This window comes from Parabacteroides sp. AF19-14, from assembly GCF_003635485.1.
Classification (GTDB): Bacteria; Bacteroidota; Bacteroidia; order Bacteroidales; family Tannerellaceae; genus Parabacteroides; species Parabacteroides distasonis.
Genome location: NZ_QTMJ01000040.1, coordinates 1 through 10188, shown reverse-complemented (window position 1 = coordinate 10188; position 10188 = coordinate 1). Strand labels below are relative to the sequence as shown.

Genomic DNA, 10188 nt, shown 5'->3' with positions numbered 1-10188 from the left:
TCTCAAAGAACTCTTTTGTCGCTTTCGTTTTGCGAACGTGGATGCAAAGATAAGTGTTTTTCTTTTAAACTTCCAAATTATTTCAGAACTTTTTTCAAGAAAAATTTGTTTCATTATTTCGGTATCGCCGTTCTCTCTCGAATGCGGGTGCAAAAGTAACGCTATAAAACATAACCTCCAAACATTTTCGGCATTATTTTTCAAGTTTTTTCTCATGGCTCAACAATCCTTACTTTTAATGTACGCACACGATAAAGGCACATATATTTATCTGTACTGATGTTGACAATATCTGGATGGGCATGGAAATAGGTTTCAAGTTTCAAGGTTTCACGAACCCCTTTTCCTCACACACGCACAAGTACATATAATACAGTTCCTCATGATCGCTCCGTCCGCCTCGGGTAAAAACATCATGTCGTGGCTACGCAAGTTCTTCGAGGCTATCCATCCCGCATAACAAACATAAAGGGATTTATTTGAAACCTATATAATGTACGCACCGTGTGTGTGAAGAAAAAGGTTTCATGAAACCTTGAAACTTGAAACCTGCCTATAGTCATTTTTTAATTCGATACACGCATAAGCAAAGAAGAGCCATACGATAGACTTAATTCCTTCAAGCCAATGACTTAAATCAAAGAACGCAAAGAGCTAAGTCATCAAGCGCAAAGACTCAACTTCTCATCCCCCAAGTTCCAAGTCCTTTATGCACCTTAATCCACAACTAATTAAAAAATCTGATAACAGAACACGAATGTCCGCTCTCATCAGTCCGACACATTGAAGCGTATTCCCACAGGGTCATCATATTGTTTTTGCAGCTTATAAAGCTCGTCTCGCATGCGTTTCATCACTGCCTCGTAACTGGGCTTACCGTAAAGGTTATTCATCTCGTGGGGATCTTCTTGGAGGTCGTAAAGCTCCCATACGTCGATGTCGTTGTAGAAATGGATCAATTTATAACGATCGTCACGTACGCCGTAATGACGCTTCACGGAATGCTCGGCGGGATACTCGTAGTAATGATAGTAAAGGGAGTTACGCCAGTTCTCCGGCCGCTCGCCTTTCAGCAAGGGAAGCAAGGACTCGCCTTGGATGTCGGCTGGGATGGGGGCTCCGGCCAGTTCCAAAAAAGTGGGGGCGTAATCAATATTCTGCACGAGCTGCGGGATATCACCCTTCTTGCCACCCGGCAGACGCATCAGCAACGGGGTGCGGAAGGATTCCTCATACATGAAGCGCTTGTCGAACCAGCCATGCTCGCCCATGTAGAATCCTTGGTCGGAGGTGTAGACGATCAACGTGTTATCCAGCAAATCGTTCTTCTCCAGATAATCGAGCACGATACCGATGTTCCGATCCACGGAATGGATCACCCGAAGGTAATCGTGCATATAACGCTGGTATTTCCACTCAGCCAGCTCCTTACCCGTGCGTTTCTTCGCCTTGAAGTCTTGGATGATCGGATCGTAATAGGCGTCCCAAGCGGCTTTCTGGTCCGGATTCATGCGGTTATAAAGCTCACGGCCGTACTTCTCCAGATCGGCGTTGGAGGAATGGATCTCGTTCTCCTTATCGGCCATTTTCAAGTCGTATACGATATCCATATCCTTGATGATGCTCATCTCCTGCTCCGAGGCGGCGATGCGGCCGGCGTAATCGTCGTAGAAGTTCTCGGGCAGCGGGAAGGTCACATCATCGTAAAGACGCAGGTCGCAGGTATCGGGCATCCAAGTACGGTGCGGGGCCTTATGGTGCAGCAGGAGGCAGAAAGGCTTGCTCTTGTCTCGTTTATTGTCCAGCCAATCAAGAGCCAGATCGGTCGTGATGTTCGTGGCGTACCCTTCGATCTGACGCTTCTCGCCGTTATCGATGAAGATGGGGTTATAGTAATCGCCTTGGCCTACGAGGATGTTCCAGTAATCGAAACCGGTGGGATCGGAGGTGAGGTGCCATTTGCCGATCATGGCGGTTTGGTAGCCAGCTTTACGCAATAGCTTCGGGAAGGTCTGCTGCGAGCCGTCGAAGGTATGGGCGTTATCGATGAAGCCGTTCTTGTGGCTGTGCTTGCCGGTCAGCATGCAGGCACGGCTGGGGCCACTGATGGAGTTGGCTACGAAGCTATTGGTGAAACGTACGCCCTCGTTTGCGATGCGGTCGATGTTGGGGGTTTGGATGTATCGCTTGTCGTAGGCGCTGATGGTTTGGAAGGAGTGATCGTCCGTCATGATGTAAAGGATATTCATGGGCTTGGCGGGCTGCCCGGACGTATTCTCTTTTTGGCTACAGGAGGTGGAGGCTATCGCCGCCAGACCTGTCAGAATGAATAGTTGATTTGTTTTCATGTATTCCGCTTAGATTTATGTTGTTTTGATTGATTTTGCCTAAATACACTCAGCTACAGACTTGTAGAGACGGGGCATGTCCCGTCTCTACAATTGGTGATATTAACCTTGGTGATATTAGCCGAGGAGGTCTTTCAGCTTGCCTTCGGATTGCAGCTTCACGATCAACTCGCCAAACAGAGTATTCGTCCAAGCGAACCACGAGCGGGTGTAATCGGAAGGATTGTCCTTATGGAAAGACTCGTGCATGAAGCCCGTGCCTCCGTCCGTATCACGAAGCGTCTCTATGCAATACCGGATCTCCTTCTCGTCGTTGGAAGTCGTAGCACGCATGATCAAGCTCATCGGCCAGATATAGTTGAAACCGATATGCGGACCGCCGATGCCCTCGCCGGCCTTTCCCTTGAAGAAGTAAGGGTTGGAAGGGCTCAGCACCAAGCGACGGGTATTCTGGTAAACCGGGTCGTTCACGTCCACACAACCCAAGAACGGCAAAGCCAGCAAGCTCGGTACGTTAGCGTCGTCCATGAAAACACGGCTGCCGTAACCATCCACCTCGAAGGCGTATACCTTACCGAATTCCGGATGCTCCACGATAGCGTATTTCTTCACGGCCTCCTCTACCTCACCCGCCAACGCCTCGCAACGGCCGGCCAAGTCCGTGTTATTTCTTACGACACGAAGAATCTCAGCCACCTGGCGAAGCGAGGTGATAGCGAACAAGTTCGATGGTACCAAGAAGCCGAACAGCGTAGCGTCGTCGGAAGGACGGAAAGAAGAGACGATTAGGCCCACCGGGTTCACCGGGCTACCCCAACCATCGTTCAAGAGGGTATCACCTTGGCGGTCCGTCACACGGGAGAAACGGTACGGCCCGAGGCTATCCTTGCGCTGTTGCTCACGGAAGGTACGGTAAACGGCCTCCATTGCCTGCTCCCATTTGCTGTCGAATACGGAGGTATCGCCAATCTCTTTCCAATAATGATACGCCAAGCGGATCGGGTAGCAAAGCGAGTCGATCTCCCATTTACGCTCGTGAAGCTCTTTCTTCATCTCCGTGCGGTCGCTCTCCCACTCGCTCCCGGTAGGGCCTTCGTTGAAGCCGTTAGCGTAGGGATCGATCAGGATGCAGGCGGTCTGGCGATTGATAGCTCCGACCAGCATTTGCCGCAAGTCCTTATCCTTCTTCGCCAAGGTGACGAAGGGGTAAACCTGCGCCGAGGAGTCACGCAACCACATGGCGTGAATATCTCCGGTGATCACGAACGTATCCGGCTTGCCGTCTACCATCTTGAACTCACAGGTCGTGTCCAAGGTATTCGGGTAGCAGTTCTCGAACATCCAAGCCAGCTTCGGGTCCTTGATACGGGCCTTGGAAGCCTTCAGTTGCTCCTCTACCGCCTTGGAGGTAAACTTACGGGCCTCGGGAGCCGGGCGCTTGCTGGCGTAATCGCCGGTCACCTTAGAGGCGATCGTGCTAAAACTCTTTTTATTGTCGGGCGTACTCACGGCGGAGTATACCTTCTCGCCAACCAACAGGCCGGCCAAGGAAATAGATCCTGTTTTCAGGAAATTACGTCTTGTAGTCATTTATATAGTTTTTATGGTATTATATTCCAGTGGCAAAGTTAAGAAAAAAAATAAAGGCTCCCAATCCTTTTCGGACCGGAGCCTTCGCCAACTCAATAATTCCTTAAATTAGCCTAAATACGATTTTAGAAGCTTGCTACGAGTTCCTTGTCTTAATCTTCTGATTGCTTTTTCCTTGATCTGGCGGACACGCTCTCTAGTGAGGCCAAATTTGTCGCCAATCTCTTCCAATGTCATTTCCTGACAGCCAATACCGAAAAACATCTTGATTATCTCACATTCTCTTTCGGTCAGTGTAGCAAGCGCTCTATCAATTTCCTTAGCCAATGACTCGTTCATTAACGACCGGTCCGCGATAGGAGCGTCATCGTTCACAAGCACATCCAAAAGGCTGTTGTCTTCGCCTTCCACGAACGGGGCATCCACGGAAATATGACGTCCGGACACCTTCAAGGTATCGGAAATCTTATCCACCGGGATATCCAACTCATCAGCAAGTTCCTCTGGAGACGGTCTGCGCTCGTTTTCCTGCTCGAACTTGGAGAAGGCCTTGCTGATCTTGTTCAGCGAGCCTACTTGGTTCAACGGAAGACGCACGATTCTTGACTGCTCTGCCAAAGCTTGCAGAATAGATTGGCGAATCCACCATACAGCATAGGAAATAAACTTGAAACCTCTCGTCTCATCGAATTTCTCGGCAGCCTTGATCAAGCCTAAGTTACCCTCATTAATAAGGTCGGGCAAACTCAAACCTTGGTTCTGATATTGCTTAGCCACAGAAACGACGAAACGGAGATTCGCACGGGTCAATTTCTCTAACGCCCTACGGTCTCCTCTTTTGATAGCCTGTGCCAATTCCACTTCCTCTTCTACCGTGATAAGATCTTCTCGACCAATCTCTTGAAGATATTTATCCAGCGAAGCGCTTTCGCGGTTGGTAATGGACTTTGTGATCTTTAATTGTCTCATTCAATTTGTTTAATTGAGAATACGGGGTGCAAAGATAACCATTTTTGTTGAAAGAATTGGCTGGATGCACCCCACATCCAGCCAATTAAAAACCTTTAACAATCTTTTCACACCTATAAGACTACAGTCCTTGTTTATCTTATTCGGCAAGATCTATCGCATAGTACTTCGTACGTCCGTTCGGGTAGAAGCCTTTAATGAAGAGGCCTTGATCTTCCGTACGTCCTTGAAGTATGCTTTCCACAATCTTTTCCAAGTCTTCCGGAGCAGAGATCTTCTGGTTGTTTACAATCATGATAATGAAGCCTTTCTTTATACCGGCGTCTTTCAGTTTGCCGCTGGTCAGACCGGTGACCTCGATACCATAACTTACACCTAACTTACGTTTCTGCTCGTCGTTCAAAGCCTTGAACGCTGCGCCCATAACCTCTGCGCTGTCACCACCCTTCACGACCTTGGTGCTACCTTGCGCATTACGGAGTTCTACCGTGAATTTCTTCGTGCTACCGTTGCGGTTGATCGTCAACTCTACCTTGTCGCCCGGACGGTATTTGCTGATCTGCTCTTGCAAAGCGCTAGACGATTTGATCTTCACGCCGTTCACAGCTACAATCACGTCACCCTTCTCGATTCCGGCTTCCTTAGCGGAGCTGCGCTCGGCGAAACCACCTACGTAAGCGCCCTCGAATACTTTCACTTTCTCTTTCTCAGCGTCCGGCACGTATTGCGGGTCTTGTATCAATACGCCTAATACAGCACGCTGCACGGTTCCGAATTGCTTCAAGTCGTTAGCCACCTTTCCGGCGATGCTGATAGGCACGGCGAAAGAGTATCCGGCGAAGTTACCGGTCTCGGAGTAGATAGCGGTATTGATACCGACTAACTCGCCTTTCGTGTTCACTAGCGCCCCACCACTGTTACCCGGGTTCACGGCGGCGTCTGTCTGTATAAACGACTCGATCTTGCTACGATCCTTGCCACCGGCGCCGATGTTACCACGGCTCTTAGCGCTCACGATACCTGCCGTAACGGTAGAGGTCAAGTTAAACGGGTTACCTACCGCCAACACCCACTCACCTACTTTCAACTTCTCAGAATCACCAAAGGGGATCGTAGGTAAGTCGGTTGCCTCGATCTTGATCAAGGCGATATCTGTTGTCGGATCAGCCCCTATAATCTTTGCCGGGAATTTCCGGTTATCGTTCAAGGTAACCTCCAGCTCATCGGCTCCGTCGATCACGTGGTTGTTCGTGATGATATAACCATCCGTAGAGATAATGACACCCGAGCCGGCGCCCACACGAGGTTGCTGTTGCGGACGTTGGAACCCTCCACGGCCACCGAAGCCGAAGAAATACTCGAACGGGTCCATATACTGCTGACCGCCGTCCCCGTTAGAGGCTTGCGCGTTAGCCGTGGCCTTGATATGGACAACCCCGTGGATGGCGCTCTCGGCGGCCGTAGTGAAATCGATATTCTCGGCGGCCACGGTTCCATAATTCGTCAATCGGTACGGTTGCTTGAAGGTATTCTCAACTCCGGAGGCCAACTCCACCGGACGTTGATTCTTATTCATCAGGTAAGTACTCGTTCCGATCGCGGCACCAGAACTAATGGCTGCTATCAGAGCAACACCAAGCACATTCTTCCAGATATTTTTCATACTTTTCTTATTTAATTAAACACTTAAATTTAACAGTTTCTTTACGGCAAAGAAAACTCAAAAATTGTGCGGATATTCCATTTCCATCGTATTTTTTATCACTTTTAACGAGGCATCACAGGGGCTTAACCGCACTTAACAGTACTGTGTATTGCAAAGTACCTTTTTAACAATTAAACAGCAGACGAATTGACAGTTGACATGCGATAACTGACAGTCGGCAATCGATAAATGACAGTCGGTTACTGGCAATCTAGAATCCCTGTTCGTATAAAAAACACCCAGGAGACAGAATATGTTTACGGCTGAAAAAGAAAATGTTATCCTATCTCTCCTATGCGTCTCCAAAATAATTGTCAACCGCCGACCGCCAACTGTCAACTAAAATACCTATCTTTGTCCTATCGCAGTCTGCCGGTCTGTCGCTCACCTTCGGGTGTGAGGAAAGTCCGGGCAACACAGAGCACCATACTTCTTAACGGGAAGCTGTCCGTGAGGGTAGAGTAACGTAACAGAGAATAACCGCCGGACTCGTCCGGTAAGGGTGAAAAGGTGAGGTAAGAGCTCACCGGGTCCCGTAGCGATACGGGATGCCGTACGTCTTATGGGTTGTAAGGTCATGTATACCGGCGCATGTAGGATGGCTCGTCCGATGCCGGGGGGTAGACCGCTAAAGCTTACCGGCGACGGTAAGACAAGATAAATGGCAGGCGCCTCTTTCCAAAGAGGTACAGGACCCGGCTTATAGGCAGACTGCTTTTTTTATTTGCCAATTAAATCATGTGCCGATATGCCCAAAAACAAGCCACGGGAAGAAAAGAAACCTATTGGAGAACGGATCAGCGCATTATTAGCACGAACCATCCGTTTCGTTACCTACGACATTTGGCGGATTACCGAGAATGAAGTTAGTGGGCTGAAGGAGATTTATATCAATATCATCAAGACGGTCATACTCGCCGTGCGGGGTTTCCAGAGCGAGAACCTGCAAACCAAGGCGTCGGCGCTTACCTACAGTACCTTGTTATCTATCGTACCTTTGCTGGCCGTATTATTAGGTATAGCTAAGGGCTTCGGTTTCCAAGGGACGGTACGGCAGGAGTTGTTCGATTATTTCCCCGGGCACGAGATGGAGCTGAACAAGGCGTTCGAGTTCGTGGAGAGCTATCTGGCGCAGGCGCAGGGGGGAGTGATCATCGGGGTCGGTTTGATTTTGTTGTTTTATACGGTGATCAACTTGATCTCGTCCGTAGAGGATACGTTCAACGATATCTGGCAGATCCAGAAATCCCGGCCGTGGTACCGGAAGATATCCGATTATCTGGCCTTATTCCTCGTGCTGCCGGTGCTGATGACGGCATCCAGCGGTTTGTCCATCTTCATGTCTACTTTGCAGAACTCGTTCTTGGGGCAATACTTATTTTTTACGCCGCTCATGGAGTTGTTCTTGCATATAGCGCCCTATATTATCACGACATTGGCTTTCACGGGGCTGTACGTCTCCCTGCCGAATACGAAAGTGAGGTTCGTGAACGGGTTGGTGGCAGGCTTTATCGCTGGTTGCGCCTTCCAGTTGTTCCAATTTATTTATATCAGTGGGCAGATTTGGGTGAGCAAGTACAACGCTATTTACGGTAGTTTCGCCGCACTGCCTTTGTTGTTGCTCTGGTTGCAGCTTTCTTGGTTGATTTGCTTGTTTGGCGCAGAGCTGTCGTACGCCTCCCAGAACGTGAAGAAATTCAGCTTTGAGAGGGACAGCAAAAGTATCAGCCGCCGGTACAAGGATTTCCTGACCCTGCTGATCGCCTCGCTGATCATCAAACGGTTCGTGAAAGGCGAGAAACCCTATACGGCCGACGAGCTATCCGACGCTTACCGCATCCCTATCCGCATAACGACACAGATCCTATACCTGCTCACGGAGTTGAACATCATCATCGAGGTGAATTACGGGAATGACGACCGTGTGGCATACTACCAGCCGGCGATCGATGTCAATAAGATCACGGTCAGCTACCTGCTGACCCGCATGGACGAGTATGGTTCCGAGAACTTCAAGATTGACACGAGCAAGCTTTTCAGCAAGGAATGGAAAGCCCTGCTGAAGACACGTGAGGATATGATAAAGGCAAACGACAATATCCTGCTGAAAGACCTATAGGGAATTGAAAATTGAGAATTGAGAATTGAAAATTAATACAGGAAATAGGGATTTGACGAGTGGGGCGGTATGGAAGGTGATCCTGCGTTTCGCTTTCCCTTTGCTGATCGGCAATCTGCTGCAACAACTTTATAACGTGACCGACAGCGTCATTGTCGGGCAGTTTCTAGGGAAAGAGTCGTTGGCGGCGGTATCGGCTTCCTTCTTCATCTATTACTTTATTATCTCGCTGGTGATCGGTATCGGAAGCGGAACGTCGGTGGTGATCTCGCAGTTTTTCGGGGCGAAGGAGTTCGATAAGGTGCAAAAAGCCTTCTCATCTTTCTTTATCTTCATGTTGGTCGCAGGGGTATTGCTGTCCATAGCGGGGATTATTTTTGCCGAGCCGATGTTCAGGCTGACGAACACGCCGGAGGACGTGATCCCGCAGGCGGTCGCTTATTTCAGGATTTATGTAGGGGGTACGTTCTTGTTCGTCACTTTCAATAGCATTATCTCCATATTGCGGGGTGTCGGGGAGTCCGTGCGCCCCATGCTGTTTATCCTGCTTACCACGATCTTGAATATCGCCTTGGATTTACTCTTCATTGTCGTTTTCAAATGGGGGATCGAAGGGGCGGCACGGGCTACGGTGATCGCCCAAGGGATCGGCATGTGCGTGGCCCTAGGCTACGTGAACAACACCCATCCCCTGCTCTCTATCAAGAAACAGGATTTATTGTTCGATATGGGACTGTTCAAGGAAGGGCTCCGCATCGGGCTTCCCTCCAGCGTACAGCAATGTGCCATCTCGCTCGGATTGATTGCCTTGCTGGGGATCGTGAACAGTTTCGGCACGGATACGCTCACCGCTTACGGGGCAGCGGGAAAGATCGACACGATCATCATCCAAGCGGTATTGACCCTCTCTGGGGCGCTAGCTGCTTTCTGCGGACAAAACATCGGAGCTGGGCACTTGGACCGGGTACGTGACGGGGTACGATTCGCCATGCTTGTCAACCTATTGCTGGGTCTAGCAACCTTCACGGCCATCTATTTCTTCGGGGACAAGATGATGCTGGCTTTCACCAAGGACCCGGAGGTGATCCGGATTGGCAAGGAATATTTATTGATCATGGGAGGATTCTTTATCGTACACGGCGGCTTGAACGTCTTCAACGGGGCATTACGGGGAGCTGGCGATACCCTGTTCCCGATGGCAGTAAGCATCACTTGTCTTTGGCTGATACGCATTCCCCTCGCCTATTGGTTTAGCTCTATCTGGGGACGGAGCGGTATCTGGTGGGCCATCGGCGCCAGCCTTTGCATCGGGCTTACAATCACCTATATCTATTATAAATTGGGATTCTGGAAGAACAAAGGGCCTTTACGGAAGAAATAAGCATAGCTTATTATTCGTTTCCGTCGGGGTCGCATCGGCTCACCCGATAAATCAGGGGGAAAATTCTTTAATTCTA

Annotated in this window: 6 protein-coding genes, 1 other RNA gene and 1 pseudogene; 3 read left to right on the top strand and 5 right to left on the bottom strand. The window is 49.5% G+C overall.

The features are described from left to right. The 5 genes and pseudogenes from DWX33_RS22990 to DWX33_RS21780 all read right to left on the bottom strand — a co-directional run. Nucleotides 1-216 (bottom strand): annotated as a pseudogene (locus DWX33_RS22990) (hypothetical protein); the annotation flags it as partial. 554 nt (nucleotides 217-770) lie between these two features. Next, nucleotides 771-2348: a sulfatase gene (locus DWX33_RS21795; protein WP_122378844.1), complete on the bottom strand. Its 1578-nt coding sequence runs from the start codon at nucleotides 2346-2348 to the stop codon at nucleotides 771-773. Between the two features lie 117 nt (nucleotides 2349-2465). After that, nucleotides 2466-3938: a glycoside hydrolase family 125 protein gene (locus DWX33_RS21790; RefSeq protein ID WP_008773993.1), complete on the bottom strand. Its 1473-nt coding sequence runs from the start codon at nucleotides 3936-3938 to the stop codon at nucleotides 2466-2468. A gap of 108 nt (nucleotides 3939-4046) precedes the next feature. After that, nucleotides 4047-4907: an RNA polymerase sigma factor RpoD/SigA gene (locus tag DWX33_RS21785; protein ID WP_005641668.1), complete on the bottom strand. Its 861-nt coding sequence runs from the start codon at nucleotides 4905-4907 to the stop codon at nucleotides 4047-4049. Nucleotides 4908-5046: 139 nt separating this feature from the next. Continuing rightward, nucleotides 5047-6570, bottom strand: a complete 1524-nt coding sequence (locus tag DWX33_RS21780; RefSeq protein ID WP_005866098.1) for a Do family serine endopeptidase — start codon at nucleotides 6568-6570, stop codon at nucleotides 5047-5049. A 406-nt stretch (nucleotides 6571-6976) separates the two neighbouring features. Between DWX33_RS21780 and rnpB the strand changes: the two genes are divergently transcribed. The 3 genes from rnpB to DWX33_RS21765 all read left to right on the top strand — a co-directional run bounded on the left by rnpB (nucleotide 6977) and on the right by DWX33_RS21765 (nucleotide 10112). Further along, nucleotides 6977-7331, top strand: an RNA gene (gene rnpB, locus DWX33_RS21775) — RNase P RNA component class A. Between the two features lie 29 nt (nucleotides 7332-7360). Next, complete coding sequence (locus DWX33_RS21770) at nucleotides 7361-8731, top strand: YihY/virulence factor BrkB family protein (RefSeq protein WP_036612322.1); 1371 nt, start codon at nucleotides 7361-7363, stop codon at nucleotides 8729-8731. Nucleotides 8732-8756: 25 nt separating this feature from the next. Then, a complete protein-coding gene (locus DWX33_RS21765) occupies nucleotides 8757-10112 on the top strand; it encodes an MATE family efflux transporter (RefSeq protein WP_008778066.1) in 1356 nt (451 codons plus the stop codon). Nucleotides 10113-10188: the final 76 nt, after the last annotated feature.